Consider the following 24855-nt stretch of genomic DNA (forward strand, 5'->3'; position numbering starts at 1 on the left):
ATAGCTTCATTTAGCTTTAAAGAAGGGTACCTAAATAAGGTGCCCTTTTTATTTTCTGTGAGAAAAATTTAGCCTATATAACACCATTATCGGGTGGCATTGTTTTATATGTTGAATTGTTCATATCGTAAGTAACTTCTTCTTTTAATTTAAATTACTTGAAAACAGACTTATTACTAATTAAGGGTCTTTGTAAATCACTGGTAATGATAATTGAAATGCAAATCATTTTTATTTAAACTATCTGTATGTGATTTATACAGGTAAGCATCATGTACATCTGCCTTTGTGAAGCCATTACTGATAAACAGATCAGAAATGCCGCAAGAAAATATCAAGTGACCTCGTTGAAGGGCCTACGGCAAATTTTGCCTGTAGGCTTAGAATGTGGAAAGTGTATTAGACAAACAAAGGCAATTTTATATGAAGAACAAATGATTTTTGAGGATGCGTGTGCCACTGAGGTTGCATAGTCTTTAATACCATTCAAATTTATTCCCTCGAAACCTACCATCTTTTGTTTAACAATATTTTTGTTTAAATGCATTGAGTGAAAATTATACTAACATCAATTTCAGTACTACACTTAAAAGACTGGAAGCGATGGAGGTAGAAATGAAAGGTGATAAAAAAATGATAGCCCACCTAAATAAACTACTGGGCAATGAGCTAGTTGCAATCAACCAATATTTTTTGCATGCACGTATGTTTAAAAATTGGGGACTTACCCGTCTCAATGAGATGGAATATCACGAATCAATCGATGAAATGAAACACGCAGATAAATATATAGAGCGAATTTTGTTTCTCGACGGTATTCCTAACTTACAAGACCTTGGTAAGTTAAATATCGGTGAAGATGTTGAAGAGATGTTGAAATCAGATTTGCAGCTTGAAATCGATGGAGCAAAGAATCTAAAAGAAGCTATTAAATATGCGGACTCGGTTCATGATTATGTCAGTCGAGATCTGATGATTGAAATTTTAGCTGATGAAGAAAACCATATTGATTGGATAGAAACCCAATTGGGGCTAATTAGCCGTTTGGGGCTCCAAAATTACCTACAAGCGCAGGTTAAAGAAGAATAACATAGTATTCCTACGGTCATTAACTAAGTAAATTTGTATAAAAAGCCCCCCAGTTATCTCTCTTTTCAAGATTGAGGGGGCTTTTCGATAATTCTCTTCAAAAAAAACGCACATATTTTCCTCGATTACTTGTGTTTCCCTATAATTTACGTATAATGCGCGGGCTTACTGATGAGTAAGCCCTATATTTTAGGACTGAAATATCAGTATTGAGTCAACGATTTGTTGCTCATTTAGACAATACTTCCGATTTGGAAGTTACATCAAGAACGATTACACTCTCCCATCAATCGAAATGGGTACGAGGAGTAATCATTTTACGTTTATAAATAGTTGGAGCTCTGGTCTCATGCAGAACCAAAGAATCCGTATCCGCCTGAAAGCTTTTGATCATCGTTTAATCGATCAATCAACTGCGGAAATCGTAGAGACTGCTAAGCGCACTGGTGCGCAAGTTCGTGGTCCTATCCCGCTGCCGACACGTAAAGAGCGTTTTACCGTTCTGATTTCTCCGCACGTTAACAAAGATGCGCGTGATCAGTACGAAATTCGCACTCACAAGCGTCTGGTTGACATCGTTGAGCCAACCGAAAAGACCGTTGATGCTCTGATGCGTCTGGACCTGGCTGCCGGCGTTGACGTGCAGATCAGCCTGGGTTAATCAGGTCGTCGAACGATTGAGAGGTTGAAACAATGAAAGGTTTAGTCGGTAAGAAAGTCGGTATGACTCGTATCTTCACTGAAGATGGCGTTTCTATACCTGTAACTGTTATCGAAATTGAAAATAACCGTGTTACTCAGGTTAAAACTGCAGAAACTGACGGTTATAATGCAATTCAGGTTACTACTGGTAGCAAAAAAGCTAATCGTGTAACTAAGCCTGAAGCAGGTCATTTCGCTAAAGCTGGCGTCGAAGCTGGCCGTATCCTGCGTGAGTTCCGCATTGAAGATAGTGCAGAATACACAGTAGGTCAAAGCATTAGCGTTGAAATTTTCGCTGACGTTAAAAAAGTCGACGTTACTGGTACATCTAAAGGTAAAGGTTTTGCCGGCACAGTTAAGCGCTGGAATTTCCGTACTCAAGATGCTACTCACGGTAACTCCTTGTCTCACCGTGTTCCGGGTTCTATCGGTCAAAACCAGACTCCGGGCAAAGTGTTTAAAGGCAAGAAAATGGCAGGCCAACTGGGTAATGAGCGTGTAACCGTTCAAAGCTTAGATGTAGTACGTGTTGACGCTGAGCGCAACCTGCTGCTGGTCAAAGGTGCTGTTCCAGGAGCAACTGGTAGCAACCTGATCGTAAAACCGGCTGTCAAGGCTTAACGTCGAGGAGATAGGAATGGAATTGGTAATGAAAGACGCGCAAAGCGCGCTGACTGTTTCCGAAACTACCTTCGGGCGTGATTTCAATGAAGCGCTTGTTCACCAAGTAGTTGTTGCGTATGCAGCTGGTGCTCGTCAAGGTACTCGTGCTCAGAAAACTCGTGCTGAAGTTTCTGGTTCTGGTAAAAAACCATGGCGTCAAAAAGGTACTGGCCGTGCACGTTCTGGTTCAGTAAAGAGCCCAATTTGGCGCTCTGGTGGTGTTAGCTTCGCAGCTAAACCACAGGACCACAGTCAAAAAGTAAATAAGAAGATGTACCGTGGTGCTTTAAAAAGCATCCTCTCTGAGTTGGTACGTCAAGATCGTCTGATCGTTGTCGAGAAGTTCTCTGTTGAAGCACCTAAAACTAAGTTGCTGGCACAGAAACTGAAAGATATGGCTCTGGAAGATGTTCTGATCATCACTGCTGAATTAGATGAAAATCTGTTTTTAGCAGCGCGCAACCTGTATAAGGTTGACGTTCGTGATGCCGCAGGTATTGATCCAGTTAGCCTGATCGCCTTCGACAAAGTGGTTATGACTGCTGATGCTGTGAAGCAAGTTGAGGAGATGCTGGCATGATCCGTGAAGAACGTCTGCTAAAAGTACTGCGCGCGCCGCATGTATCTGAAAAAGCTTCTACAGCGATGGAAAAAAGCAATACCATCGTTCTCAAAGTTGCGAAAGACGCGACTAAAGCAGAAATCAAAGCTGCTGTACAGAAACTGTTTGAAGTTGAAGTTGAAGGTGTTAACACTTTGCTGGTTAAAGGCAAAACTAAACGCCACGGTCAGCGTTTCGGTCGTCGTAGCGACTGGAAAAAAGCTTACGTCACGCTGAAAGAAGGCCAAAATTTGGACTTCATTAGCGGTGCTGAGTAAGTCGGAGGAGTAAAGAACAATGGCAGTTGTTAAATGTAAACCTACGTCTCCGGGCCGTCGCCACGTAGTTAAAGTGGTTAACCCTGAGCTGCATAAGGGTAAACCTTATGCTCCGCTGTTAGAAAAAAACAGCAAATCCGGTGGTCGTAACAACAATGGCCGTATCACTACCCGTCATATCGGTGGTGGCCATAAGCAGCATTATCGTTTAGTTGACTTCAAACGCAACAAAGACGGTGTTCCTGCAGTTGTTGAGCGTTTGGAGTATGATCCAAATCGTTCTGCGAACATTGCACTGGTTCTATATAAAGACGGTGAACGTCGTTATATTCTTGCACCAAAAGGCCTGAAAGCTGGCGACCAGATTCAATCTGGTGTTGATTCAGCAATCAAAGCTGGTAACGCACTGCCGATGCGCAACATCCCTGTTGGTTCTACAGTTCATAACATCGAACTGAAACCAGGTAAAGGTGGACAGTTAGCGCGTTCAGCAGGTACTTACGCTCAAATCGTTGCTCGTGATGGTGCTTATGTCACATTACGTCTGCGTTCTGGTGAAATGCGTAAAGTTTTAGCTGATTGCCGTGCAACTCTTGGTGAAGTTGGTAACGCTGAACATATGTTACGTGTTCTCGGTAAAGCTGGTGCTAGCCGCTGGCGTGGTGTTCGTCCTACCGTTCGCGGTACTGCGATGAACCCAGTAGACCATCCACATGGTGGTGGTGAAGGCCGTAACTTTGGTAAACACCCAGTAACACCATGGGGCGTTCAAACCAAAGGTAAGAAAACTCGTAGCAACAAGCGTACTGATCAATTCATCGTACGTCATCGTTCTAAAAAATAATTAGAGGATAAACCATGCCACGTTCTCTCAAGAAAGGTCCTTTTATTGACCTGCACTTGCTGAAGAAGGTAGAGAAAGCGGTGGAAAGCGGAGACAAGAAGCCTCTTAAGACTTGGTCCCGTCGTTCAACGATCTTTCCTAATATGATCGGATTGACCATCGCTGTCCATAATGGTCGTCAGCATGTTCCAGTTTTTGTAACCGACGAAATGGTTGGTCACAAACTGGGTGAATTCGCACCGACTCGCACTTATCGCGGCCACGCGGCAGATAAGAAAGCTAAGAAACGTTAAGGATAGGAGGAAGAGATGGAAACTTTAGCTATGCATCGCCACGCTCGTTCTTCTGCCCAGAAGGTTCGCTTAGTTGCCGACCTGATTCGCGGTAAGAAAGTGTCGCAAGCTCTGGAAATTCTGACCTACACCAACAAGAAAGCTGCTGGTTTAGTGAAGAAAGTACTTGAATCTGCAATTGCTAACGCAGAGCAAAACGATGGCGCTGACATTGATGACCTGAAAGTTGCGAAAATTTTCGTAGACGAAGGTCCAACCATGAAACGCATCATGCCGCGTGCGAAAGGCCGTGCAGATCGTATTCTTAAGCGCACCAGCCACATTACTGTGGTTGTGTCCGATCGCTGAGACTCTGGAGACTAGCAATGGGTCAGAAAGTACATCCTAATGGTATTCGCCTGGGTATTGTCAAACCTTGGAACTCTACCTGGTATGCGAACACCAATGAATTCGCTGACAACCTAGACAGCGATTTTAAAGTACGTCAGTACTTGAATAAAGAACTGGCAAAAGCGTCAATCTCTCGCATCGTTATCGAACGTCCTGCGAAAAGCATCCGTGTGACTATTCACACTGCTCGCCCAGGTATCGTTATCGGTAAGAAAGGTGAAGACGTTGAAAAACTGCGTAAAACAGTAGCGGATATCGCTGGTGTTCCTGCGCAAATCAATATCGCCGAAGTTCGTAAACCAGAACTAGACGCTAAATTAGTTGCTGACAGCATTTCTTCACAGCTGGAACGTCGTGTTATGTTCCGTCGTGCTATGAAGCGTGCAGTACAGAACGCAATGCGTCTGGGCGCTAAAGGTATTAAAGTTGAAGTCAGTGGCCGTTTAGGCGGTGCTGAAATCGCTCGTACCGAGTGGTATCGTGAAGGCCGTGTGCCACTGCACACATTACGTGCTGATATCGATTACAACACTTCAGAAGCGCACACCACTTACGGTGTTCTCGGCGTTAAGGTATGGATCTTCAAAGGTGAGATTCTGGGTGGTATGGCTGCTGTTGAACAAGCTGAGAAACCAGCTGCTCAACCTAAAAAGCAGCAGCGTAAAGGCCGCAAGTAAGGAGAGTCGCTGATGTTACAACCAAAGCGTACAAAATTCCGTAAGGTGCACAAAGGCCGCAACCGTGGTCTAGCGCAAGGTACGGATGTTAGCTTCGGCACTTTCGGTCTTAAAGCTGTTGGCCGTGGTCGTCTGACTGCACGTCAGATCGAAGCGGCACGTCGTGCTATGACCCGTGCTATTAAGCGTCAAGGTAAAATCTGGATCCGTGTGTTCCCAGACAAACCAATCACTGAGAAACCACTCGAAGTTCGTATGGGTAAAGGTAAAGGTAACGTAGAATATTGGGTTGCCTTAATCCAGCCTGGTAAAGTTCTATACGAAATGGACGGTGTGCCTGAAGAGCTGGCTCGTGAGGCATTCTCTTTGGCAGCAGCGAAACTGCCTATCAAAACCACCTTTGTAACTAAGACGGTGATGTAATGAAAGCACAAGAGCTGCGCGAAAAAAGCGTTGAAGAGCTGAATGCTGAACTTTTGAACCTGTTACGTGAACAATTTAATTTACGTATGCAGGCTGCAAGTGGTCAGCTGCAACAGTCTCATCTGTTGAAACAAGTGCGTCGCGATATCGCACGTGTGAAGACTTTACTGACTGAGAAGGCAGGTGCGTAATGAGCGATAAAATCCGTACTCTGCAAGGTCGTGTAGTTAGCGATAAAATGGAGAAATCTATTGTTGTTGCTATCGAGCGTATGGTGAAACACCCTCTGTATGGTAAATTCATCCGTCGTACGACTAAATTGCACGTACATGACGAGAACAATGAATGTGGAATCGGTGACGTGGTAGAAATCCGCGAAACTCGTCCACTGTCTAAGACTAAGTCTTGGGCCTTAGTTCGCGTTGTAGAAAAAGCTGTTCTGTAATAGAATAACTTTTCCTGATGAATAAACGGCTCTTTTTTGACTGAGCCGTTTATTTTTTTCTGTCCAACACGATGATGTGGTGTTATAATGCCGCGCCCTCGTAGTATGGGTATATTTGAACGGCCTCTTCATAATGAGGTGGCTCAGTAGTAGTTGACATTTAGCGGAGCACTAAAATGATCCAAGAACAGACTATGCTGAACGTGGCCGACAACTCCGGTGCACGTCGCGTAATGTGTATCAAGGTTCTAGGTGGCTCGCACCGTCGCTATGCACATGTAGGCGACATCATTAAAATTACTGTTAAAGAAGCAATTCCACGCGGTAAAGTTAAAAAGGGTGATGTCCTGAAAGCGGTAGTGGTGCGCACCAAGAAGGGTGTACGTCGCCCTGACGGTTCTGTCATTCGCTTCGATGGTAATGCTTGTGTGTTATTAAATAACAACAGCGAGCAAGTAATCGGTACGCGTATTTTTGGGCCGGTAACTCGTGAACTTCGTAATGAGAAGTTTATGAAAATTATCTCTCTGGCACCTGAAGTACTCTAAGGAGCGAACTATGGCAGCGAAAATCCGTCGTGATGACGAAGTTATCGTGCTAACTGGGAAAGACAAAGGTAAGCGCGGTAAAGTAAAACAGGTTATTTCTTCTAGTAAAGTTATCGTTGAAGGTATCAATCTGGTTAAAAAACATCAGAAGCCTGTACCGGCTCTGAACCAACCAGGTGGCATCGTTGAAAAAGAAGCGGCTATTCAAGTTTCTAACGTTGCAATCTTTAACGCGGCAACTGGCAAGGCTGACCGTGTAGGCTTTAGATTCGAAGACGGCAAAAAAGTCCGTTTCTTCAAGTCTAACAGTGAAACTATCAAGTAATTTTTGGAGTATACGATGGCGAAACTGCATGATTACTATAAAGACGAAGTAGTTAATAAGCTCATGACTGAGTTTAATTACACTTCTGTCATGCAAGTCCCTCGGGTCGAGAAGATCACCCTGAATATGGGTGTTGGTGAAGCGATTGCTGATAAAAAACTGCTGGATAACGCAGCAGCTGATTTAACAGCAATCTCAGGTCAAAAACCTTTGATCACCAAAGCACGCAAATCTGTTGCAGGCTTCAAAATCCGTCAGGGCTATCCAATCGGCTGTAAAGTAACCCTGCGTGGCGAACGCATGTGGGAGTTCCTTGAGCGTCTGATTTCTATTGCTGTACCACGTATTCGTGACTTCCGTGGCTTGCCCGCTAAGTCTTTCGATGGTCGCGGTAACTACAGCATGGGTGTTCGTGAACAAATCATCTTCCCTGAAATCGATTACGATAAAGTGGATCGCGTACGTGGTTTAGATATTACTATCACCACTACTGCGAAATCAGATGACGAAGGTCGCGCACTGTTAGCAGCGTTCAACTTCCCGTTCCGCAAGTAAGGCAGGGTACTCATGGCTAAGAAATCTATGAAAGCGCGTGATGTTAAACGTGCTAAATTAGCTGAGAAATTCTTCGCAAAACGCGTAGAACTGAAAGCTATCATCTCTGATGTTAAAGCATCTGATGAAGATCGCTGGGACGCTGTTCTCAAGCTGCAAACACTGCCACGTGATTCAAGTCCTTCTCGTCAGCGTAATCGCTGCCGTCAAACAGGGCGTCCGCACGGTTTCCTGCGGAAGTTTGGTCTGAGCCGTATTAAAGTCCGTGAAGCCGCTATGCGCGGTGAAATCCCGGGCCTTAAAAAGGCAAGTTGGTAATTCCATTTGAATCACGGGAGTAAAGACAGATGAGCATGCAAGATCCCATCGCGGATATGCTGACCCGTATCCGTAACGGTCAGGCCGCGAACAAAGTTGCGGTCACCATGCCTTCCTCCAAGCTGAAAGTGGCAATTGCCAAAGTGCTGAAGGAAGAAGGTTATATTGAAGATTTTAAAATTGAAGGCGACATCAAGCCAGAACTGGAACTGACTTTACGTTATTTCCAAGGTAAGGCTGTTGTAGAAAGCATTCAGCGTGTAAGCCGCCCAAGTCTGCGCATCTATAAGAAAAAAGATGAGCTGCCACAAGTTATGGCTGGTTTAGGTATCGCTGTTATTTCTACCTCTAAAGGTGTCATGACTGATCGTGCAGCTCGCCAAGCTGGTCTTGGTGGCGAGATTCTCTGCTACGTAGCTTAATTCGGGAGGAAAGAATGTCTCGTGTGGCAAAAGCACCCGTCGTCATTCCTGCCGGCGTAGAGGTAAAACTCAGCGGTCAGGTTATTTCGATTAAGGGTAAAAACGGCGAGCTTACTCGTACTATCCATAATGCAGTTGAAGTTAAAAACGAAGACAACCAACTGACTTTCGCTCCTCGTGAAGGTTTTGAAGATGCATGGGCACAAGCGGGTACGACTCGTTCACTGTGCAATGCAATGGTTGTTGGTGTTACCGAAGGCTTCACTAAAAAGCTTCAACTGGTCGGTGTTGGTTACCGTGCAGCAATCAAAGGCAATGCTGTAAGCTTGTCTTTAGGTTTTTCGCATCCGGTTGAACACGCACTGCCAGCAGGCATTACTGCTGAATGCCCAACACAAACTGAAATCGTACTGAAAGGTGCGGATAAGCAAGTGATTGGTCAAGTTGCAGCAGAACTGCGTGCTTACCGTCGTCCTGAGCCTTATAAAGGTAAAGGTGTTCGTTACGCCGATGAAATCGTGCGTACCAAAGAGGCTAAGAAGAAGTAAGGTAACACTATGGATAAGAAAGCAGCTCGTATCCGTCGTGCGACCCGCGCACGCCGTAAGATCCAAGAGTTGGGTGCGACTCGCCTGGTGGTACATCGTACTCCACGCCATATTTATGCGCAGGTTATCGCACCGAACGGTTCTGAAACATTGGTTGCAGCTTCTACTACAGAAAAAGCTATCAATGAACAAGTTAAGTTTACTGGAAACAAAGACGCAGCAGCAATTGTTGGTAAGTTAGTTGCTGAACGCGCACTGGAAAAAGGCATCACTGTTGTTGCTTTTGACCGTTCTGGTTTCCAATATCATGGTAGAGTCCAGGCACTGGCAGATGCTGCCCGTGAAGCTGGCCTTCAGTTCTAAGGTAGAGGTGTAAGATGTCTCACATCGAAAAACAAGCTGGCGAACTGCAGGAAAAGCTGATCGCGGTAAACCGCGTAGCAAAAACCGTTAAAGGTGGCCGTATTTTCAGCTTTACCGCACTGACTGTAGTTGGTGATGGTAACGGTCGCGTTGGTTTTGGCTACGGCAAAGCGCGCGAAGTTCCGGCAGCAATCCAGAAAGCGATGGAAAAAGCCCGTCGCAGTATGAAAACCGTTGCTCTAAACAACGGCACATTGTTCCACCCTGTGAAAGGTACACACACTGGTTCTCGTGTGTTTATGCAACCTGCTCACGAAGGTACCGGTATCATTGCCGGCGGTGCAATGCGTGCTGTTTTAGAAGTAGCTGGAGTTCGCAACGTACTGGCTAAAACCTATGGTTCCACAAACCCAATCAACGTGGTTCGTGCAACACTGGATGCTTTAGACAGCATGAAGTCTCCAGAAATGGTCGCAGCTAAGCGTGGAAAATCCGTCGAAGAAATTCTGGGGTAATCGGCTATGGCTAAGACTATTAAAATTACACAAGTTCGCAGTTCAATCGGTCGTCTGCCTAAGCATAAGGCAACACTGGTCGGTTTAGGTCTGCGTCGCATTGGTCATACAGTAGAGCGCGAGGATACTCCTGCTGTACGTGGTATGGTCAACTTGGTTTCCTACATGGTTAAAGTTGAGGAGTAAGAGATGCGTTTAAATACTCTGTCTCCGGCTGAAGGTGCCAAGCACGCGCCTAAACGCGTAGGTCGTGGTATCGGTTCTGGTCTGGGTAAAACCGGCGGCCGTGGTCACAAAGGTCAGAAATCTCGTTCTGGCGGTGGCGTACGTCGTGGTTTCGAAGGTGGCCAGATGCCTTTATACCGTCGTTTGCCGAAATTCGGCTTCACTTCACGTAAAGCAATGATCACTGCAGAGATTCGTCTGTCTGATTTTGCTGCTGTTGAAGGCGATGTTATTGATCTGAACGCACTGAAAGCCGCGAACGTTGTTGGCATCCAGATTGAATACGCTAAAGTTATTCTGTCTGGCGAAGTGAACCGTGCAGTTACTGTACGTGGCCTTCGTGTTACTAAAGGTGCTCGCGCTGCAATCGAAGCTGCCGGCGGTAAAATTGAGGAATAAGTGACAGATGGCTAAACAACCAGGATTAGATTTTCAAAGTGCCAAAGGTGGAGCTGGCGAACTTAAACGCAGACTTTTGTTTGTAATTGGTGCGCTAATTGTTTTCCGAATTGGTTCTTTTATTCCAATCCCTGGTATTGATGCCACTGTGCTTGCCAAATTGCTCGAACAGCAACAAGGCACCATCATTGAAATGTTTAACATGTTCTCTGGTGGTGCTCTTAGCCGTGCTTCTATCTTTGCTTTGGGTATCATGCCGTATATTTCGGCATCGATTATTATCCAATTATTATCTGTGGTTAATCCACGATTAGCAGAGATCAAGAAGGAAGGAGAAGCAGGTCGTCGGAAGATAAGCCAATATACTCGCTGGGGTACTCTGGTATTAGCAATATTCCAATCTATTGGTATTGCAATGGGTCTACCGAATATGCCAGGGATGCAAGGGTTAGTTATTGATCCAGGCCTCCCGTTCTACTTTACGGCAGTTGTTAGCTTAGTCACAGGAACAATGTTCCTAATGTGGTTGGGTGAACAGATAACTGAAAGAGGTATCGGTAACGGTATTTCTATCATTATCTTCGCTGGTATTGTTGCGGGATTACCGCCGGCCATTGGCCATACCATCGAGCAAGCTCGGCAGGGCGATCTGCACTTCCTCCTGTTGCTGTTGGTTGCGGTGTTAGTATTCGCGGTTACTTTCTTTGTTGTGTTTATGGAACGTGGACAACGCCGAATCGTCGTTAACTACGCTAAACGTCAGCAAGGTCGCCGTGTTTATGCAGCACAAAGTACACATTTACCGTTAAAAGTGAATATGGCGGGTGTAATTCCTGCAATTTTTGCTTCCAGTATCATACTATTCCCGGGTACAATAGCATCTTGGTTTGGTGATGGAACTGGCTGGGACTGGCTGACGACTATTTCTATGTATTTGCAGCCTGGTCAACCGTTATATGTGCTACTTTATGCATCTGCGATCATCTTCTTCTGTTTCTTCTATACGGCGTTGGTTTTCAACCCAAGAGAAACGGCAGATAACCTGAAGAAGTCCGGTGCATTTGTACCAGGAATTCGTCCGGGAGAGCAAACGGCCAAGTACATTGATAAGGTAATGACTCGCTTAACACTAGTTGGCGCATTATATATTACCTTCATCTGCCTAATCCCGGAGTTCATGCGTGACGCAATGAAAGTACCTTTCTATTTTGGTGGTACTTCCCTCTTAATCGTGGTTGTCGTTATCATGGACTTTATGGCTCAAGTGCAAACTCTAATGATGTCAAGTCAGTATGAGTCTGCATTGAAGAAAGCAAACCTGAAAGGTAAGTAATCACTTAGTGTGGTTATGGTTTGCTTAGAAGTTACGGAGAGTAAAAATGAAAGTTCGTGCTTCCGTCAAGAAATTATGCCGTAACTGCAAAATTATTCGTCGCAATGGTAGCGTTCGTGTAATTTGCAGTGTTGAACCAAGACATAAACAACGTCAAGGTTAAGAAAAAGCATTTTTTTCTTGCAAAGTTGGGTTGAGCTGGCTAAATTAGCCAGCCAATCTTTTTTATCTAAGATACATTATTGTTTGAGTATCCTGAAAACGGGCTTTTCAGCACAGTAATGTATATTTTAACTTAGGAGTGCATAGTGGCCCGTATAGCAGGCATTAACATTCCTGATCATAAACATACCGTAATCGCTTTAACATCGATTTTCGGCATCGGCAAGACCCGTTCACAGGCTATCTGTGAAGCAACTGGTATTGCTGAAAATGTTAAGATCAGTGAGCTGTCTGAAGAACAAATCGACAAGCTGCGTGACGAAGTTGCTAAATACGTTGTAGAAGGTGACTTACGTCGTGAAATTACCCTGAGCATCAAGCGTCTGATGGACCTTGGATGTTACCGTGGTTTACGTCATCGTCGTGGTCTTCCTGTACGCGGACAGCGTACTAAGACTAACGCTCGTACCCGTAAGGGTCCGCGTAAGCCGATCAAGAAATAAGTCGGGGTATTGAATAATGGCAAAAGCACCAATTCGTGCACGTAAGCGTGTAAGAAAACAAGTCTCAGACGGTGTGGCTCATATCCATGCTTCTTTCAACAACACAATCGTTACTATTACTGACCGTCAAGGTAACGCATTAGGTTGGGCAACTGCCGGTGGTTCCGGTTTCCGTGGTTCTCGCAAATCTACTCCGTTCGCAGCTCAGGTTGCAGCAGAGCGTTGCGCAGAAGCTGTGAAAGAATACGGAATCAAAAACCTGGAAGTTATGGTTAAGGGACCGGGTCCGGGTCGCGAATCAACAATTCGTGCTCTGAACGCCGCTGGTTTTCGCATCACTAATATTACTGATGTGACTCCTATCCCTCATAACGGTTGTCGCCCACCGAAAAAACGTCGCGTTTAATACGTTTCGTTTTTTTTAGGACTGTTGGAGAAAGAAAATGGCTAGATATTTGGGTCCTAAGCTCAAGCTGAGCCGTCGCGAAGGAACAGACCTCTTCCTGAAGTCTGGTGTTCGCGCGATTGACACCAAGTGTAAATTAGAACAGGCTCCAGGCCAGCACGGTGCGCGTAAACCGCGTCTGTCTGACTATGGCGTCCAGTTACGTGAAAAACAAAAAGTTCGTCGTATCTACGGTGTTCTGGAACGTCAATTCCGTAACTATTACAAAGAAGCAACACGTCTGAAAGGCAACACAGGTGAAAACCTGCTGACTTTGCTTGAAGGTCGTCTTGATAACGTCGTTTACCGTATGGGCTTTGGCGCAACTCGCGCAGAAGCACGTCAAATGGTTAGCCATAAAGCTATCATGGTAAATGGCCGTGTAGTTAATATCGCTTCTTATCAGGTTTCCCCGAATGACGTTATCAGCGTTCGTGAGAAAGCTAAAAAACAGTCTCGTATTAAGGCTGCTTTAGAGCTGGCTGAACAGCGTGAGAAGCCAACTTGGCTGGAAGTTGATGCTGCTAAAATGGAAGGTGTGTTCAAACGTATTCCTGAACGTACTGACTTGTCTGCGGACATTAACGAACACCTGATCGTCGAGCTTTACTCCAAGTAAAGCTTAGCACCAAAGAGAGGACACAATGCAGGGTTCTGTGACAGAGTTTCTAAAACCGCGCCTGGTAGATATCGAGCAAGTGAGTTCGACGCACGCTAAGGTGACCCTTGAGCCTTTAGAGCGTGGCTTTGGCCATACTCTTGGTAACGCACTGCGCCGTATTCTGCTTTCGTCTATGCCGGGTTGTGCGGTGACAGAGGTTGAGATTGATGGTGTACTGCATGAGTACAGCACCAAAGAAGGTGTACAGGAAGATATCCTGGAGATTCTCCTCAACCTGAAAGGGCTGGCGGTAAAAGTTCAGGGGAAAGATGAAGTTATTTTAACCTTGAATAAATCTGGCATTGGCCCTGTGACTGCAGCCGACATCATCCATGATGGTGATGTCGAAATCGTCAAGCCACAGCACATCATCTGCCACCTTACTGACGAAAGCGCATCTATTAATATGCGAATTAAAGTACAGCGTGGTCGTGGTTATGTGCCGGCTTCTGCCCGAGTTCATTCGGAAGAAGATGAGCGCCCAATCGGTCGTTTGTTAGTCGATGCTTGCTACAGCCCAGTAGAGCGTATTGCCTACAATGTTGAAGCAGCTCGTGTTGAGCAACGTACAGACTTGGATAAGTTAGTTATTGAAATGGAAACTAACGGTACAATCGATCCTGAAGAGGCGATTCGCCGTGCGGCAACCATTCTGGCTGAACAACTTGAAGCTTTTGTTGACTTACGTGATGTTCGTCAGCCTGAAGTTAAAGAAGAGAAACCAGAATTCGATCCTATCTTATTGCGCCCAGTTGACGATCTGGAATTGACTGTCCGCTCTGCTAACTGCCTCAAAGCAGAAGCTATCCACTACATCGGTGATCTGGTACAGCGTACAGAAGTTGAGTTGCTCAAAACTCCGAACCTTGGTAAGAAATCTCTTACTGAAATTAAGGACGTCTTGGCATCTCGTGGTCTTTCTCTGGGCATGCGTCTAGAAAATTGGCCACCAGCAAGTATTGCTGATGATTAAGATCACAGGTTAAGGTTTTACTGAGAAGGATAAGGTCATGCGCCATCGTAAGAGTGGTCGTCAATTGAACCGCAACAGCAGCCACCGCCAAGCTATGTTCCGTAACATGGCAGGTTCTTTAGTTCGTCATGAGATCATCAAGACGACTCTGCCTAAAGCGAAAGAACTGCGTCGCGTCGTTGAGCCGCTGATTACTCTTGCCAAGACCGACAGCGTAGCTAATCGTCGTCTGGCATTCGCACGTACTCGTGATAACGAGATCGTTGCAAAATTATTTAATGAACTGGGACCTCGTTTCGCAGCTCGTGCAGGTGGTTACACTCGTATTCTTAAGTGTGGCTACCGTACAGGTGACAACGCTCCGATGGCTTACATCGAGCTTGTTGACCGTGCTGTTGAGTCTCAAGAAGCAGCAGCAGAGTAATCTGCCGTCGCTTTCAAGAAAACCGGGTATATTTGCCCGGTTTTTTTGTACCTGCTATTCTTATCTTTCCAAATAATTTTTTCCCTTGAATTTTTCGTGATTAACCCTTATTTACAGGTGAGTACGATGAGCATGTATAAGATAGGTGAAATTGCTAGGCTCGCAGATGTGACGCCTGATACGATCCGTTTTTATGAAAAACAAGGTTTGATGGGGCATAAAGAGAGAACTGAAGGTGGGTATCGGTTATTTACTGAGAAAGACCTCCAGCGATTACGTTTTATTCGTTATGCAAAGCAGCTAGGCTTTACTTTAGAAGCTATCACTGAACTGCTTTCAATTCGAGTGGATCCAGAACATCATACCTGTCAAGAATCTAAACAGATTGTTGATCTCAGATTACTTGAAGTTGAAAAAAAGATACAAGAGCTTATTATTATGCGTGATTCACTGAAAATGTTAAGCTCGGCATGTTGTGGTGAAGAACATGCGACAACCTATTGCTCTATTATGGAGATATTAGAAAAAGGGGCGTCTAAAGTTTATTAATTCTATAATCTGTTAACTATATAAAGGTATGTTATGAGCAAATATCAACATAAACGTGGTGAGATTAAAGATAATGCGATTGAAGCATTACTCCATGACCCACTATTTCGTCAAAGAGTTGAAAAAAATAAAAAAGGGAAAGGAAGTTATACAAGAAAGGAAAAGAATAAGAATTCAGTTAATTGGGAGGCCAGTGGTAATAGGTTTATTTACTTATTACCACTGGCCTTTTAGTTAATTTTTATTTTGTTCTTTTAAAAGATCACGTATTTCTGATAACAGGACTTCTTCTTTAGATGGTGGAGCTGGTTCAGCTGGTGCTGCTTCTTTTTCACGGCGAACTTTATTCATGATCTTAATTGCCATAAAGATAGCGAACGCAACAATAACGAAGTCAAAAACGGTTTGTATAAACATACCATAATTTAGTACTACTGCAGGTAAATCCCCTTGTGCTTCCTTTAATACCACGCTGAATGATTTGAAATCAACACCTCCGATCAGTAAACCTAGCGGAGGCATGATGATATCAGCAACTAATGAAGATACAATTTTACCAAATGCAGCACCAATAATAATACCAACTGCCATATCCACTACATTGCCCTTCATAGCAAATTCGCGGAAATCTTTTAAAAAGCTCATTAGACGACCCCTTAATAAATAATTCAATTGAAACAAAACATGTATTAGGTTAACAAATTATAGTCGCTAAAATTATTAAGCTACAAATATTTACTATGTTTATTTTTATAAGAAGAATGGACTTGGTTGGAATAATTTTTCAACTTCGGGTACATATTTTTTATCTGTAATAAACATAATGACATGGTCGCCTTGTTCAATGGTATGGTAATCACTAGCTATAATGACTTCTTCTTCACGAACAATTGCACCAATAATAGTTCCTGGAGGAAGTTTAATTTCAGATATTTTTTTACCAACCACTTTTGACGTATTTTCATCACCGTGTGCAATTGCTTCAATAGCTTCCGCTACGCCTCTTCTTAAAGATGAAACATTGACTATATCCGCTTTTCTAACATGGCTTAATAAAGCAGAAATTGTTGCCTGTTGAGGTGAAATCGCAATATCAATTACCCCTCCTTGAACGAGTTCAACATATGCAGAGCGTTGTATAAGGACCATTGCTTTTTTAGCGCCCATTTTTTTTGCTAACATTGCAGACATAATATTAGCTTCATCATCATTTGTTAGGGCAATAAAAACATCCATTTGCTCAATATGTTCTTCTGTGAGTAACTCTTGGTCGGATGCATCGCCATAAAATACAATGGTATCATGCAGTAACTCAGCAAGTTCTGTTGCGCGCTTCTGGTTGCGCTCAATAAGTTTCACGCTGTAATCTTTTTCTAGTCGCCTTGCTAGGCCGGCTCCGACGTTACCACCACCCACTATCATCAAACGTTTGTAGGGTTTTTCTAGTCTTTGCAGCTCACTCATTACAGCTCGGATATGTTGCGTTGAAGCAACAAAAAAAACCTCATCACCTGCTTCAATGATTGTTGAGCCTTGTGGGCGAATAGGCCTATCTTGGCGGAAAATAGCGACAACACGAGTATCAATATGTGGCATGTGTTCGCGCAAGCTCGATAGCGCATTACCAACGAGTGAACCGCCGTAATAAGCTTTTACAGCAACTATGCTGACTTTGCCTTCTGCAAAGTTTACAACCTGAAGCGCGCCAGGGTATTGAATTAATTTATAGATATAGTCGATAACTAATTGTTCTGGCGATATTAAATAGTCAATCGGGATTTGTTCAGGCAGAAACAGTTTGTCGGCTTCACGGATATATTCAGTCGCCCTGATACGCGCTATCTTATTTGGGGTATTAAATAGGCTATACGCAATTTGGCAAGCAATCATGTTAGTTTCATCGGAATTGGTGACCGCTACCAACATATCCGCATCTTCTGCGCCTGCATCTCGAAGCACTCTAGGGTGAGAACCATGACCATTTACCACTCGAAGATCGAATTGATCCTGTAATTGACGTAACCGATCAGCATCGGTATCAACGACGGTAATATCATTGTTCTCATCAACTAAATTTTCAGCAAGTGTTCCGCCAACTTGCCCAGCACCTAGAATAATGATCTTCATTACATCTTCCTATATCAGAGAGCTGGCTACAATTTACTACACTTTTTTGACTAAGCGTGCATAAAAGAAACCATCACCACCATGAGTACTTGGTAATACTTGTAACCCAGCATCGGTTCCATCATTTAGACTGGCATCATTATGTTTAGATAGGAAATATTGTATTTGCTTTCCATTTTCTTCGGGCATAATTGAGCAAGTCGCATAGACTAGCGTGCCGCCCGGTTTTAAATAAGGCCAGATAGCTTCAAGAATTTGAGCTTGTAGCTGCGCTAATTCATTTATGTCTGAGTCACGACGTAGCCATTTGATATCAGGATGACGCCTAATAACGCCTGTAGCAGAACAAGGAGCATCAAGTAAAATACGATCAAATCGCTGATCTTTAGCCCATGTTTCGGGGAGTGTACCGTCTCCTTGTATAACAACAGCGTGTTGCTTAAGGCGAATCAGATTTTCTTTTACTCTTTTAAGGCGATGTTCATCGATATCTACAGCAATAACATTCGCTTTAGGAGCTAGCTCCAAAATATGGGTTGTTTTTCCACCGGGTGCAGCACATAAATCTAAAATACTTTCCCCATTTTGAGGTTCTAGCAATTCAGCACAGCCTTGAGCTGAGACATCTTGTACTGTAGACCAGCCATCTTCAAAGCCCGGAAGACGAGATACTGCGGTGGGTTCATCTAACCGAATAGCATTTGGGTGTAAAGGGTGCAAATGTGCGGTTATCTCAGACTGTTCTAATAAGTTGAGATACTGTGCAGCAGTGTGATGTTGAGAATTTACTCTTAACCACATAGGTGGTCGTTGGTTATTTGCCTCAATAATAGATTGCCAATCATCTGGATAGGCTGTTTGTAGGCGTTTTAATAACCAGCTCGGATGCAAATATTGGCTAGTGTTGTTAGCTATTCTCTCTTCTAGCTGTGCTTGCTGGCGCTGAAATGAACGTAACACGCCATTAATAAGCCCTTTTAATTGGGGCTTTTTCAGTGCAACCGCTCCATCTACTGTTTCAGCTAATGCCGCATGAGGGGGAATGCGAGTATAAAGGAGCTGGTAGATACCAACCATGATTAAGTAATGTAGAATTCTTTGTTTACCCGTTAATGGTTTTTCCATTAGCTGGTTAATAAACCATTCAAGCTTAGGTAAATAACGTAGAACACCAAAGCAAATTTCTTGTAATAATGCTTTGTCTTTATCATTGATATTACGCTGTAAGTCAGGCAGTACAGTACTTAATGATTGGCCATTATCAAGGACTTGGTTAATTGCTGTTGCCGCAATACTGCGTAAATTATATGTGTTTTTCATATAGAGAAGATGAATTCATTAGTGACTGAAATAAAACAGCCTGAAGGCATCAGGCTGTTTACAAGTTCGTTATGCTAGAATTTGCTCTGGGATAAACCATTCGCGACGAGAGTTTAGGATATCTTGTGCACTCATTGCTTTCTTGCCAGGCGGTTGTAGCTGAATAATATTTAGTATGCCATTTCCTGTGGCAATGGATATACCTTTTTTATCAGCGCTAATAATTGTTCCTGGTTGCTTATCATGGGCTTCTGTGAGTACTTCAGCTTGCCAAACTTTAATGAGTTGTTCTTCAACTATGAAATAGCTCATTGGCCAAGGATTGAAAGCACGAATGCAACGCTCAATATGTACAGCATCATCTTGCCAATTAATACGAGCTTCTTCTTTCGATAATTTTTCTGCGTAATTTGCTAATGACTCGTCTTGTTTTTCAGCAATGCATTGGCCTGAAGATAGCATTTCAACAGTATGAATTAATGCTTCAGGGCCTGTTATTGCTAATTTAGCATATAACGAGGCGCTAGTATCACTAGGGGTAATTGGACAGATTGCTTTGTAAAGCATATCACCAGTATCTAAACCTGCGTCCATTTGCATAATAGTCACACCAGTTTCCGTATCACCAGCCCAAATAGAACGTTGAATAGGTGCAGCTCCTCTCCAGCGAGGTAGTAAAGAGCCGTGAACATTCAAGCAACCTAAGCGAGGGATATCGAGAACTGCTTGCGGTAAAATCAAACCGTAGGCAACAACTATCATTAGGTCAGCATTTTGGTTTTTTATCCACTGCTGGTTTTCGCTATCCTTAAGAGAAACTGGCTGAAAAACAGGTAGTTGGTGTTCTTCAGCGAGAACCTTGACAGGACTCGGTGTTAACTTTTTGCCTCTTCCAGCAGGTTTGTCATGGCGAGTGAGGACGCCAACGACTTTGTGTCTGGTATCTAAGAGAGCAGCTAAGTGTTTGGCCGCAAAATCTGGTGTACCCGCAAAAATAATTTTTAATGGCTCTGACACGTTAATTTCCCTATTTATATGTAGCGAATTAGCTATTTTTGGCTTCTTTTGCTCTTAGTCTGTCTAATTTTTCAACTTTCTGGCGGATGCGCTGACGTTTTAAAGGTGATAAGTAGTCAACAAATAGTTTACCAACAAGGTGGTCCATTTCATGTTGGATACAGATAGCTAATAAACCATCAGCCTCTAGTTCAAAAGACTCACCGTTATAGTTTAGTGCGCGAACTTTTGCTTGTTCAGCGCGAGGGACGAAACCATGTTGTTCTGGAATAGATAAGCAACCTTCTTCGATACCGGTTTCCCCAGATTTATCAAGTAATTCAGGGTTAATAAGAACCAAACGCTCATCACGGGTTTCGGACACATCAATGACGATGATTCTCTGATGGATATCGACTTGTGTTGCTGCAAGGCCAATACCTTCTTCTTCATACATGGTATCGAACATATCATCAACGATACGCTGTATAGAAGCATCAACTTTGTCTACTGGCTTAGCGATTGTGCGTAAGCGTTCGTCTGGGTAATGTAATACGTTTAAGACTGACATAAATTTTTCGAGCGGTTTCCAAAATGTGAAAGGGAATTAATGACTATTCTAGACATTTCTCCTTCATATTGACAGTATTGGTTACGATTTGTTCACTGAATAACCTATCTGTTAATGAGTCAGGATGACAATAATGAATACCCAAGAGATTTGGTTAAGGATGTCGCAGGTTAAAAGGCTATTACCTTTACATGCAGTAAGAATAATTAATGAGCTAAAACAATTAAATAAAATTAGTTATCAGGCCTTACATCATCATGGCTTGAATGAAATACAACAATTGCAATTTATGAATGTGTCCATGCACCGGCTTGAGAAAGTACAGGCATGGCTTTCAAGTAAACATCATCAAATGGTTACTTTTTGTGATCCACATTACCCTTTTTTATTAAAGCAAATCTACCGCCCCCCTCTTTTATTTTTTGTCGTGGGCAAAAGTGAATTATTGGTAACACCCCAAATTGCTATAGTCGGAAGTCGTAGAGCAAGTGAATACGGCAGAACATGGACTAACCTATTTGTAAAGAGTTTCGTGCGCCATGGTATAACTATCACAAGTGGGCTTGCATTAGGTATTGACGGTATAAGTCATAAAGCTGCTCTTGATAATCGTGGTGAGACAATTGCGGTTTTAGGTAGCGGATTAGCGAATATTTACCCGCGACAACATACTGAATTAGCTGAAAAATAAAAAATCATGGTGCTTTGGTTTCAGAATATTGGCCAGATGCACCGCCATTACCTAAGCAATTTCCCAAGAGAAACCGTATTATTAGTGGGTTAAGTAAAGCAGTTATTGTAATCGAAGCAGGAATGAAAAGTGGCTCACTGATAACTGCTAGATATGCATTAGAGCAAAATCGTGATTTATTTACATTACCTGCTCCATTGGGCAATCCTGCATTTCATGGTAACCATTGGCTATTACAGCAAGGAGCTTATCTATTAGCTGAACCTGAGGATATTTTGCGGCATATCGGTGATGGGTTAAATTGGATACAAACAGAATTACCTATAGAAGAGACACCACTTGAGTTTAATGTGGTAGAAAATAAAATTTTAGGTATGGTGGGGTACCAAGCGACACCCGTTGATGTTATTGCAGAACAAACCCAAATTCCAGTTACTCAAATTATTACCATATTAACTGAGATGGAAATTAATGGGGTAGTTAGCTCGGGGGCTGGTGGGTATACCAGATTAACTTAGTTAAAAGCAACAGTAGAGAAAAACATGTCTAAGCAACTGCCCTTCGATACAGAAAAAAATGAACATTGTCCAGAATGCGATTCTTTGCTTGTTATTCGCAATAGTTCACATGGGCCGTTTTTAGGCTGTTCAAGTTATCCACAATGCCATTATATGAGGCCGCTAAGGCCTACGGTAGAAAGTCATATTGTTAAAGTATTAGAAGGTCAACATTGTCCGAAATGTAATTATGACTTAGTGCTGAAACAAGGGCGATTTGGCATGTTTATTGGGTGTAGTAATTATCCTGAATGTGAACACATTGAGCTAATTGATAAACCGGATGAAACTAAAATTTCGTGTCCGCAATGCCAAAAAGGGAATTTATTACAGAGAAAATCACGTTTCGGTAAGACTTTTTATGCTTGCGATAATTACCCTAACTGTCAGTTTATATTAAATAATAAGCCTATTACTGGTAAATGTGAGTATTGTGAGTATCCATTACTTATGGAAAAAAGGGGGGGACAGGGAGTAAGATTATTTTGTGCCAGCAAACGCTGCGGTAAGCAACAAGAAGAACAATGAGTTAAAACTATGTCAAATATATCTACACCTGCAATTGAAAGTATCATAAGTTCATTACAGCACGAGGAGGTTATAGCCTACCCAACAGAAGCAGTATTTGGACTAGGCTGTGACCCTGATAGCGAAACGGCAGTACGTAAGTTATTAGAATTGAAGCAACGCCCTTGGGAAAAAGGATTAATCCTTATCGCTGATAGTTACGAACAATTAAAAAACTATATAGATGATGAGCAGTTAACGGAAGATCAGAAACAAGCGATGTTTGCAACATGGCCGGGGCCAGTAACATGGGTGATCCCCGCAAAAGTAACGACGCCAAAATGGTTGACTGGTCAGTTTGATACCATCGCAGTGCGAGTTACAGACCATGAATTAGTAAAAAATTTGTGTCGTCATTATGGCAAGCCTCTGGTATCTACAAGTGCTAATTTAAGTGGATTAGAGCCATGTAGAACAACGGAAGAAGTTATGGAGCAGTTTGATGGAAGTATTCCTGTCCTTGATGGAATAGTTGGTGGCCGTCAAAATCCATCTGAAATAAGAGATGCTAAAACCGGGCAGTTATATCGTAAAGGATAATATACTATGGAAATGTTTGCGGTTTTTGGTAATCCAATTCAACACAGTAAATCACCTGTTATACATAAAATGTTTGCAGAGCAAACAGGGATTGCCCTTGAATATGAAAAAATTCTAGCGCCTGTAGAGGGATTCGAACAAAGCCTAATAGGTTTTTTTTCACAAGGTGGAAAGGGCGCAAACATTACATTGCCATTTAAAGAGCGTGCTTTTCAGGTTGTTTCTGAATTAACGACAAGAGCTCAAACTTGTGGTGCAGTTAATACGGTTATGAAGCTTGATGATAATCGATTGCTGGGGGACAACACAGATGGAATGGGGCTTTTGTTAGATTTGCAACGTTTAAAGTTTATTCATCCAAATAGCCGAATATTAATGATTGGTGCTGGTGGTGCGACACGTGGAGCATTATTGCCACTTTTAGAATATGGTTGTGATATCACTTTGACGAATAGAACCTTTTCTAAGGTTGAATTATTAGTTAATGAATTTTCAGCACTAGGTAAAATGTGTGGGAAAGAGATCTCACAGATCGTATCTGCTGATTTTGATCTGGTCATCAATGCGACTTCATCTGGTGTAAGTGGAGAGGTTCCTGCAATCAATCCAAATGTGTTTAGCGATCAAGTTGCATGCTATGACATGTTTTATCAATCATCATTAACGCCCTTCCTTGAGTTTGCGACTCAACATCAAGTGACTAAAATAGCCGATGGCCTAGGTATGTTAGTAGGGCAAGCCGCGTTTTCTTTTAAACTATGGCATGGAATTCTTCCCGAAATCGCACCTGTTCTATCTACCTTATATAAGGAATTGAAAGGATGAATCAGCAGATTCAATTTCCTGATAGAGAAGCGTGGGATGAGCTATCCAAACAAGTACGTTTTCCTGTATTGATCAGCGGAATGCTTGCTGAATGTGCAATTCCTCAGTCATTGTTATTTCAACGTTATGGTAAAGAAGAAACGCCCCTGAGGTTATTTCAGCAATATCGATGGGATATAGAAGAAGAGTTTGAAGCCTTGATTGAACAAGGCCTCGATAGTGAAGATGGGCTTTACGTATTATCAGAAGCTAAATAGTTATTTTTCCATTCAACATAGTTATTCGCTGAATAACGTAAATGGCCTAACTCAGCATCAGTCAATTTTCGTATGGCTTTTGCTGGGCTCCCTGTATATAAGTAACCGGCTTCGAGCCTTTTTCCTTGTGTCACTAAACTATTAGCTCCAATAATAACATCATCCTCGACTATAGCCCCATCAATGACAATTGACCCCATTCCCACGAGAACTCTATTTCCTATGGTGCAGCCATGTAACATAACTTTATGGCCAATGGTGACATCTTCTCCAATGATTAACGGGTTCCCCTCTGGATTACTTGCCGACTTATGTGTGACATGTAGAACTGAGCCATCTTGAATATTGGTGCGCGCGCCAATAGAAATATAGTTAACATCACCACGCAAAACACTGAGAGGCCAAATACTGACATCATCAGCTACGCGAACATCCCCAATTACAACTGAAGATGGGTCAATGAAAACGCGTGCATTAATCGAAGGGTAAATACCTAAATAAGGACGTAAAAGTGTATTCATAGTGATAACCGTAAAAAGAAATAAAGGATAGCTGTTAAATAACTCGTTAGTTCATTATGAATTTATGAGCCAAGTAGGTTGCTAAAGCTAGAATTATAGTCATGAAGTCGTTCTTTTTATAATCGTTATGCAGTGAAAAAGTACAAGGTGGCTATTTTATCCGCAAACGGAGTTTTTTTTAAAAAAAAAGGTTGTGTAATTCTGAAGGCT

The 24855-nt window shown here is 42.9% G+C and carries 43 protein-coding genes and 1 pseudogene; 38 read left to right on the forward strand and 6 right to left on the reverse strand.

The window, feature by feature from the left end; all coding sequences use genetic code 11:
* Positions 1 to 272 precede the first annotated feature (272 nt).
* The 32 genes from bfd (at position 273) to PSF67_RS20720 (ending at position 15907) form a co-directional block, all read left to right on the forward strand.
* Complete coding sequence (gene bfd, locus PSF67_RS20565) at positions 273 to 473, forward strand: bacterioferritin-associated ferredoxin (protein ID WP_004265412.1); 201 nt, start codon at positions 273 to 275, stop codon at positions 471 to 473.
* A 142-nt stretch (positions 474 to 615) separates the two neighbouring features.
* The gene (gene bfr / locus PSF67_RS20570) at positions 616 to 1089 is read left to right on the forward strand and encodes a bacterioferritin (protein WP_102140604.1); all 474 of its coding nucleotides are present in this window, start codon (positions 616 to 618) and stop codon (positions 1087 to 1089) included.
* Positions 1090 to 1438: 349 nt separating this feature from the next.
* Positions 1439 to 1750 (forward strand): 30S ribosomal protein S10, encoded by a 312-nt coding sequence (gene rpsJ, locus PSF67_RS20575; RefSeq protein WP_001181005.1) that lies wholly within the window; start codon positions 1439 to 1441, stop codon positions 1748 to 1750.
* Between the two features lie 32 nt (positions 1751 to 1782).
* Positions 1783 to 2412: a 50S ribosomal protein L3 gene (gene rplC / locus PSF67_RS20580; protein WP_004265414.1), complete on the forward strand. Its 630-nt coding sequence runs from the start codon at positions 1783 to 1785 to the stop codon at positions 2410 to 2412.
* Between the two features lie 16 nt (positions 2413 to 2428).
* Complete coding sequence (rplD, locus tag PSF67_RS20585; protein WP_004265418.1) at positions 2429 to 3034, forward strand: 50S ribosomal protein L4; 606 nt, start codon at positions 2429 to 2431, stop codon at positions 3032 to 3034.
* The gene (gene rplW / locus PSF67_RS20590; protein ID WP_004265420.1) at positions 3031 to 3333 is read left to right on the forward strand and encodes a 50S ribosomal protein L23; all 303 of its coding nucleotides are present in this window, start codon (positions 3031 to 3033) and stop codon (positions 3331 to 3333) included. The genes rplD and rplW overlap by 4 nt, the downstream gene beginning before the upstream one ends.
* Positions 3334 to 3352: 19 nt before the next feature.
* Positions 3353 to 4177 (forward strand): 50S ribosomal protein L2, encoded by an 825-nt coding sequence (gene rplB, locus PSF67_RS20595; RefSeq protein ID WP_004265422.1) that lies wholly within the window; start codon positions 3353 to 3355, stop codon positions 4175 to 4177.
* A gap of 14 nt (positions 4178 to 4191) precedes the next feature.
* The gene (rpsS, locus tag PSF67_RS20600) at positions 4192 to 4470 is read left to right on the forward strand and encodes a 30S ribosomal protein S19 (RefSeq protein WP_004265426.1); all 279 of its coding nucleotides are present in this window, start codon (positions 4192 to 4194) and stop codon (positions 4468 to 4470) included.
* Between the two features lie 15 nt (positions 4471 to 4485).
* Positions 4486 to 4818: a 50S ribosomal protein L22 gene (rplV, locus tag PSF67_RS20605; RefSeq protein WP_004265430.1), complete on the forward strand. Its 333-nt coding sequence runs from the start codon at positions 4486 to 4488 to the stop codon at positions 4816 to 4818.
* A 17-nt stretch (positions 4819 to 4835) separates the two neighbouring features.
* On the forward strand, positions 4836 to 5537 hold the full coding sequence (gene rpsC / locus PSF67_RS20610; protein WP_004907131.1) for a 30S ribosomal protein S3: 702 nt from the start codon (positions 4836 to 4838) through the stop codon (positions 5535 to 5537).
* 12 nt (positions 5538 to 5549) lie between these two features.
* Positions 5550 to 5960, forward strand: coding sequence for a 50S ribosomal protein L16 (rplP, locus tag PSF67_RS20615; protein ID WP_004265436.1), 411 nt, complete (start codon positions 5550 to 5552; stop codon positions 5958 to 5960).
* Positions 5960 to 6151, forward strand: a complete 192-nt coding sequence (gene rpmC, locus PSF67_RS20620; RefSeq protein ID WP_004265442.1) for a 50S ribosomal protein L29 — start codon at positions 5960 to 5962, stop codon at positions 6149 to 6151. The genes rplP and rpmC overlap by 1 nt, the downstream gene beginning before the upstream one ends.
* A complete protein-coding gene (gene rpsQ, locus PSF67_RS20625) occupies positions 6151 to 6405 on the forward strand; it encodes a 30S ribosomal protein S17 (protein WP_042847566.1) in 255 nt (84 codons plus the stop codon). Before rpmC ends, rpsQ begins: the two co-directional genes overlap by 1 nt.
* Before the next feature lie 176 nt (positions 6406 to 6581).
* Positions 6582 to 6953, forward strand: coding sequence for a 50S ribosomal protein L14 (rplN, locus tag PSF67_RS20630; protein WP_004265449.1), 372 nt, complete (start codon positions 6582 to 6584; stop codon positions 6951 to 6953).
* 10 nt (positions 6954 to 6963) lie between these two features.
* Complete coding sequence (gene rplX, locus PSF67_RS20635) at positions 6964 to 7278, forward strand: 50S ribosomal protein L24 (protein ID WP_004265452.1); 315 nt, start codon at positions 6964 to 6966, stop codon at positions 7276 to 7278.
* Positions 7279 to 7293: 15 nt separating this feature from the next.
* Positions 7294 to 7833 (forward strand): 50S ribosomal protein L5, encoded by a 540-nt coding sequence (gene rplE / locus PSF67_RS20640; protein WP_006816328.1) that lies wholly within the window; start codon positions 7294 to 7296, stop codon positions 7831 to 7833.
* 12 nt (positions 7834 to 7845) lie between these two features.
* Positions 7846 to 8151, forward strand: a complete 306-nt coding sequence (gene rpsN, locus PSF67_RS20645; protein WP_004265458.1) for a 30S ribosomal protein S14 — start codon at positions 7846 to 7848, stop codon at positions 8149 to 8151.
* Between the two features lie 29 nt (positions 8152 to 8180).
* Positions 8181 to 8573: a 30S ribosomal protein S8 gene (rpsH, locus tag PSF67_RS20650; RefSeq protein WP_042847562.1), complete on the forward strand. Its 393-nt coding sequence runs from the start codon at positions 8181 to 8183 to the stop codon at positions 8571 to 8573.
* Positions 8574 to 8587: 14 nt separating this feature from the next.
* Complete coding sequence (gene rplF / locus PSF67_RS20655) at positions 8588 to 9121, forward strand: 50S ribosomal protein L6 (protein ID WP_272677558.1); 534 nt, start codon at positions 8588 to 8590, stop codon at positions 9119 to 9121.
* 9 nt (positions 9122 to 9130) lie between these two features.
* Positions 9131 to 9484: a 50S ribosomal protein L18 gene (rplR, locus tag PSF67_RS20660; protein ID WP_004907138.1), complete on the forward strand. Its 354-nt coding sequence runs from the start codon at positions 9131 to 9133 to the stop codon at positions 9482 to 9484.
* Between the two features lie 14 nt (positions 9485 to 9498).
* Complete coding sequence (gene rpsE, locus PSF67_RS20665; protein WP_006657022.1) at positions 9499 to 9999, forward strand: 30S ribosomal protein S5; 501 nt, start codon at positions 9499 to 9501, stop codon at positions 9997 to 9999.
* Between the two features lie 6 nt (positions 10000 to 10005).
* Positions 10006 to 10185, forward strand: coding sequence for a 50S ribosomal protein L30 (gene rpmD, locus PSF67_RS20670; RefSeq protein ID WP_004265475.1), 180 nt, complete (start codon positions 10006 to 10008; stop codon positions 10183 to 10185).
* Between the two features lie 3 nt (positions 10186 to 10188).
* Positions 10189 to 10623, forward strand: coding sequence for a 50S ribosomal protein L15 (rplO, locus tag PSF67_RS20675; RefSeq protein ID WP_004265478.1), 435 nt, complete (start codon positions 10189 to 10191; stop codon positions 10621 to 10623).
* A 7-nt stretch (positions 10624 to 10630) separates the two neighbouring features.
* Complete coding sequence (gene secY / locus PSF67_RS20680) at positions 10631 to 11956, forward strand: preprotein translocase subunit SecY (protein ID WP_004265481.1); 1326 nt, start codon at positions 10631 to 10633, stop codon at positions 11954 to 11956.
* A 46-nt stretch (positions 11957 to 12002) separates the two neighbouring features.
* Positions 12003 to 12119, forward strand: a complete 117-nt coding sequence (gene rpmJ, locus PSF67_RS20685) for a 50S ribosomal protein L36 (RefSeq protein WP_004265484.1) — start codon at positions 12003 to 12005, stop codon at positions 12117 to 12119.
* Positions 12120 to 12264: 145 nt separating this feature from the next.
* Positions 12265 to 12621, forward strand: coding sequence for a 30S ribosomal protein S13 (gene rpsM, locus PSF67_RS20690; protein ID WP_004907144.1), 357 nt, complete (start codon positions 12265 to 12267; stop codon positions 12619 to 12621).
* Positions 12622 to 12637: 16 nt separating this feature from the next.
* Positions 12638 to 13027, forward strand: a complete 390-nt coding sequence (rpsK, locus tag PSF67_RS20695; RefSeq protein ID WP_002919257.1) for a 30S ribosomal protein S11 — start codon at positions 12638 to 12640, stop codon at positions 13025 to 13027.
* A 37-nt stretch (positions 13028 to 13064) separates the two neighbouring features.
* Positions 13065 to 13685, forward strand: a complete 621-nt coding sequence (gene rpsD, locus PSF67_RS20700; RefSeq protein WP_004265487.1) for a 30S ribosomal protein S4 — start codon at positions 13065 to 13067, stop codon at positions 13683 to 13685.
* A gap of 25 nt (positions 13686 to 13710) precedes the next feature.
* Positions 13711 to 14700, forward strand: a complete 990-nt coding sequence (locus tag PSF67_RS20705) for a DNA-directed RNA polymerase subunit alpha (RefSeq protein WP_004265491.1) — start codon at positions 13711 to 13713, stop codon at positions 14698 to 14700.
* Positions 14701 to 14737: 37 nt separating this feature from the next.
* The gene (rplQ, locus tag PSF67_RS20710; protein WP_004907152.1) at positions 14738 to 15124 is read left to right on the forward strand and encodes a 50S ribosomal protein L17; all 387 of its coding nucleotides are present in this window, start codon (positions 14738 to 14740) and stop codon (positions 15122 to 15124) included.
* Between the two features lie 132 nt (positions 15125 to 15256).
* Positions 15257 to 15673 (forward strand): Zn(2+)-responsive transcriptional regulator, encoded by a 417-nt coding sequence (gene zntR, locus PSF67_RS20715; protein ID WP_102140615.1) that lies wholly within the window; start codon positions 15257 to 15259, stop codon positions 15671 to 15673.
* Between the two features lie 33 nt (positions 15674 to 15706).
* Positions 15707 to 15907: an alternative ribosome-rescue factor A gene (locus tag PSF67_RS20720; RefSeq protein WP_166268287.1), complete on the forward strand. Its 201-nt coding sequence runs from the start codon at positions 15707 to 15709 to the stop codon at positions 15905 to 15907.
* On the opposite strand, the gene mscL is transcribed toward PSF67_RS20720, so the two are convergent.
* The 5 genes from mscL to def form a co-directional block, all read right to left on the reverse strand.
* A complete protein-coding gene (mscL, locus tag PSF67_RS20725; RefSeq protein WP_102140606.1) occupies positions 15908 to 16318 on the reverse strand; it encodes a large-conductance mechanosensitive channel protein MscL in 411 nt (136 codons plus the stop codon). It abuts the gene before it with no gap.
* 105 nt (positions 16319 to 16423) lie between these two features.
* A complete protein-coding gene (gene trkA / locus PSF67_RS20730) occupies positions 16424 to 17800 on the reverse strand; it encodes a Trk system potassium transporter TrkA (RefSeq protein ID WP_102140607.1) in 1377 nt (458 codons plus the stop codon).
* Between the two features lie 36 nt (positions 17801 to 17836).
* Positions 17837 to 19120 (reverse strand): 16S rRNA (cytosine(967)-C(5))-methyltransferase RsmB, encoded by a 1284-nt coding sequence (gene rsmB, locus PSF67_RS20735; protein ID WP_102140608.1) that lies wholly within the window; start codon positions 19118 to 19120, stop codon positions 17837 to 17839.
* A 69-nt stretch (positions 19121 to 19189) separates the two neighbouring features.
* A complete protein-coding gene (gene fmt, locus PSF67_RS20740) occupies positions 19190 to 20137 on the reverse strand; it encodes a methionyl-tRNA formyltransferase (RefSeq protein ID WP_102140609.1) in 948 nt (315 codons plus the stop codon).
* Positions 20138 to 20165: 28 nt separating this feature from the next.
* Complete coding sequence (gene def / locus PSF67_RS20745) at positions 20166 to 20687, reverse strand: peptide deformylase (RefSeq protein ID WP_272677559.1); 522 nt, start codon at positions 20685 to 20687, stop codon at positions 20166 to 20168.
* Positions 20688 to 20847: 160 nt separating this feature from the next.
* On the opposite strand from def, the pseudogene dprA reads away from it, so the two are divergent.
* From dprA to PSF67_RS20775, 6 genes and pseudogenes are all read left to right on the forward strand, one after another.
* Positions 20848 to 21575: pseudogene (gene dprA / locus PSF67_RS22050) on the forward strand (DNA-processing protein DprA); the annotation flags it as partial.
* A 177-nt stretch (positions 21576 to 21752) separates the two neighbouring features.
* Positions 21753 to 21896 carry a hypothetical protein gene (locus PSF67_RS22055; protein ID WP_336313787.1) on the forward strand — a complete coding sequence of 48 codons (144 nt, stop codon included), beginning with the start codon at positions 21753 to 21755 and terminating at the stop codon, positions 21894 to 21896.
* A gap of 24 nt (positions 21897 to 21920) precedes the next feature.
* Positions 21921 to 22463 carry a DNA topoisomerase family protein gene (locus PSF67_RS20760; RefSeq protein WP_102140610.1) on the forward strand — a complete coding sequence of 181 codons (543 nt, stop codon included), beginning with the start codon at positions 21921 to 21923 and terminating at the stop codon, positions 22461 to 22463.
* 9 nt (positions 22464 to 22472) lie between these two features.
* Positions 22473 to 23042 carry an L-threonylcarbamoyladenylate synthase type 1 TsaC gene (gene tsaC, locus PSF67_RS20765; protein WP_102140611.1) on the forward strand — a complete coding sequence of 190 codons (570 nt, stop codon included), beginning with the start codon at positions 22473 to 22475 and terminating at the stop codon, positions 23040 to 23042.
* A 6-nt stretch (positions 23043 to 23048) separates the two neighbouring features.
* Positions 23049 to 23867, forward strand: coding sequence for a shikimate dehydrogenase (aroE, locus tag PSF67_RS20770; RefSeq protein WP_272677562.1), 819 nt, complete (start codon positions 23049 to 23051; stop codon positions 23865 to 23867).
* Complete coding sequence (locus PSF67_RS20775; protein ID WP_102140613.1) at positions 23864 to 24124, forward strand: DUF1488 domain-containing protein; 261 nt, start codon at positions 23864 to 23866, stop codon at positions 24122 to 24124. Before aroE ends, PSF67_RS20775 begins: the two co-directional genes overlap by 4 nt.
* On the opposite strand, the gene PSF67_RS20780 is transcribed toward PSF67_RS20775, so the two are convergent.
* Complete coding sequence (locus tag PSF67_RS20780; RefSeq protein ID WP_206276760.1) at positions 24100 to 24645, reverse strand: gamma carbonic anhydrase family protein; 546 nt, start codon at positions 24643 to 24645, stop codon at positions 24100 to 24102. The two genes, PSF67_RS20775 and PSF67_RS20780, sit on opposite strands and share 25 nt — an antisense overlap.
* Positions 24646 to 24855 lie beyond the last annotated feature (210 nt).

The organism is Providencia sp. PROV076 (assembly GCF_028483405.1).
GTDB classification, from domain to species: Bacteria; Pseudomonadota; Gammaproteobacteria; order Enterobacterales; family Enterobacteriaceae; genus Providencia; species Providencia huaxiensis.

Bases quoted from the DNA above. Each gene is read 5' to 3' on its own strand.
- rplF (WP_272677558.1), top strand. From the start codon at position 8,588: ATGTCTCGTGTGGCAAAAGCACCCGTCGTCATTCCTGCCGGCGTAGAG.
- trkA (WP_102140607.1), bottom strand. From the start codon at position 17,800: ATGAAGATCATTATTCTAGGTGCTGGGCAAGTTGGCGGAACACTTGCT.
- PSF67_RS20775 (WP_102140613.1), top strand. From the start codon at position 23,864: ATGAATCAGCAGATTCAATTTCCTGATAGAGAAGCGTGGGATGAGCTA.
- PSF67_RS22055 (WP_336313787.1), top strand. From the start codon at position 21,753: ATGGTGGGGTACCAAGCGACACCCGTTGATGTTATTGCAGAACAAACC.
- rplE (WP_006816328.1), top strand. From the start codon at position 7,294: ATGGCGAAACTGCATGATTACTATAAAGACGAAGTAGTTAATAAGCTC.
- rpsK (WP_002919257.1), top strand. From the start codon at position 12,638: ATGGCAAAAGCACCAATTCGTGCACGTAAGCGTGTAAGAAAACAAGTC.
- PSF67_RS20780 (WP_206276760.1), bottom strand. From the start codon at position 24,645: ATGAATACACTTTTACGTCCTTATTTAGGTATTTACCCTTCGATTAAT.
- rpmD (WP_004265475.1), top strand. From the start codon at position 10,006: ATGGCTAAGACTATTAAAATTACACAAGTTCGCAGTTCAATCGGTCGT.
- rpsH (WP_042847562.1), top strand. From the start codon at position 8,181: ATGAGCATGCAAGATCCCATCGCGGATATGCTGACCCGTATCCGTAAC.
- PSF67_RS20720 (WP_166268287.1), top strand. From the start codon at position 15,707: ATGAGCAAATATCAACATAAACGTGGTGAGATTAAAGATAATGCGATT.
- rplP (WP_004265436.1), top strand. From the start codon at position 5,550: ATGTTACAACCAAAGCGTACAAAATTCCGTAAGGTGCACAAAGGCCGC.
- rplD (WP_004265418.1), top strand. From the start codon at position 2,429: ATGGAATTGGTAATGAAAGACGCGCAAAGCGCGCTGACTGTTTCCGAA.
- mscL (WP_102140606.1), bottom strand. From the start codon at position 16,318: ATGAGCTTTTTAAAAGATTTCCGCGAATTTGCTATGAAGGGCAATGTA.
- bfd (WP_004265412.1), top strand. From the start codon at position 273: ATGTACATCTGCCTTTGTGAAGCCATTACTGATAAACAGATCAGAAAT.
- rplC (WP_004265414.1), top strand. From the start codon at position 1,783: ATGAAAGGTTTAGTCGGTAAGAAAGTCGGTATGACTCGTATCTTCACT.
- secY (WP_004265481.1), top strand. From the start codon at position 10,631: ATGGCTAAACAACCAGGATTAGATTTTCAAAGTGCCAAAGGTGGAGCT.
- rpmC (WP_004265442.1), top strand. From the start codon at position 5,960: ATGAAAGCACAAGAGCTGCGCGAAAAAAGCGTTGAAGAGCTGAATGCT.
- rpsN (WP_004265458.1), top strand. From the start codon at position 7,846: ATGGCTAAGAAATCTATGAAAGCGCGTGATGTTAAACGTGCTAAATTA.
- aroE (WP_272677562.1), top strand. From the start codon at position 23,049: ATGGAAATGTTTGCGGTTTTTGGTAATCCAATTCAACACAGTAAATCA.
- rpsE (WP_006657022.1), top strand. From the start codon at position 9,499: ATGTCTCACATCGAAAAACAAGCTGGCGAACTGCAGGAAAAGCTGATC.
- rpmJ (WP_004265484.1), top strand. From the start codon at position 12,003: ATGAAAGTTCGTGCTTCCGTCAAGAAATTATGCCGTAACTGCAAAATT.
- rplX (WP_004265452.1), top strand. From the start codon at position 6,964: ATGGCAGCGAAAATCCGTCGTGATGACGAAGTTATCGTGCTAACTGGG.
- rplV (WP_004265430.1), top strand. From the start codon at position 4,486: ATGGAAACTTTAGCTATGCATCGCCACGCTCGTTCTTCTGCCCAGAAG.
- rplO (WP_004265478.1), top strand. From the start codon at position 10,189: ATGCGTTTAAATACTCTGTCTCCGGCTGAAGGTGCCAAGCACGCGCCT.
- rplQ (WP_004907152.1), top strand. From the start codon at position 14,738: ATGCGCCATCGTAAGAGTGGTCGTCAATTGAACCGCAACAGCAGCCAC.
- rpsJ (WP_001181005.1), top strand. From the start codon at position 1,439: ATGCAGAACCAAAGAATCCGTATCCGCCTGAAAGCTTTTGATCATCGT.
- tsaC (WP_102140611.1), top strand. From the start codon at position 22,473: ATGTCAAATATATCTACACCTGCAATTGAAAGTATCATAAGTTCATTA.
- rplR (WP_004907138.1), top strand. From the start codon at position 9,131: ATGGATAAGAAAGCAGCTCGTATCCGTCGTGCGACCCGCGCACGCCGT.
- bfr (WP_102140604.1), top strand. From the start codon at position 616: ATGAAAGGTGATAAAAAAATGATAGCCCACCTAAATAAACTACTGGGC.
- rpsD (WP_004265487.1), top strand. From the start codon at position 13,065: ATGGCTAGATATTTGGGTCCTAAGCTCAAGCTGAGCCGTCGCGAAGGA.
- rpsQ (WP_042847566.1), top strand. From the start codon at position 6,151: ATGAGCGATAAAATCCGTACTCTGCAAGGTCGTGTAGTTAGCGATAAA.
- def (WP_272677559.1), bottom strand. From the start codon at position 20,687: ATGTCAGTCTTAAACGTATTACATTACCCAGACGAACGCTTACGCACA.
- rsmB (WP_102140608.1), bottom strand. From the start codon at position 19,120: ATGAAAAACACATATAATTTACGCAGTATTGCGGCAACAGCAATTAAC.
- PSF67_RS20705 (WP_004265491.1), top strand. From the start codon at position 13,711: ATGCAGGGTTCTGTGACAGAGTTTCTAAAACCGCGCCTGGTAGATATC.
- rplN (WP_004265449.1), top strand. From the start codon at position 6,582: ATGATCCAAGAACAGACTATGCTGAACGTGGCCGACAACTCCGGTGCA.
- rpsS (WP_004265426.1), top strand. From the start codon at position 4,192: ATGCCACGTTCTCTCAAGAAAGGTCCTTTTATTGACCTGCACTTGCTG.
- rpsC (WP_004907131.1), top strand. From the start codon at position 4,836: ATGGGTCAGAAAGTACATCCTAATGGTATTCGCCTGGGTATTGTCAAA.
- zntR (WP_102140615.1), top strand. From the start codon at position 15,257: ATGTATAAGATAGGTGAAATTGCTAGGCTCGCAGATGTGACGCCTGAT.
- rplB (WP_004265422.1), top strand. From the start codon at position 3,353: ATGGCAGTTGTTAAATGTAAACCTACGTCTCCGGGCCGTCGCCACGTA.
- rplW (WP_004265420.1), top strand. From the start codon at position 3,031: ATGATCCGTGAAGAACGTCTGCTAAAAGTACTGCGCGCGCCGCATGTA.
- PSF67_RS20760 (WP_102140610.1), top strand. From the start codon at position 21,921: ATGTCTAAGCAACTGCCCTTCGATACAGAAAAAAATGAACATTGTCCA.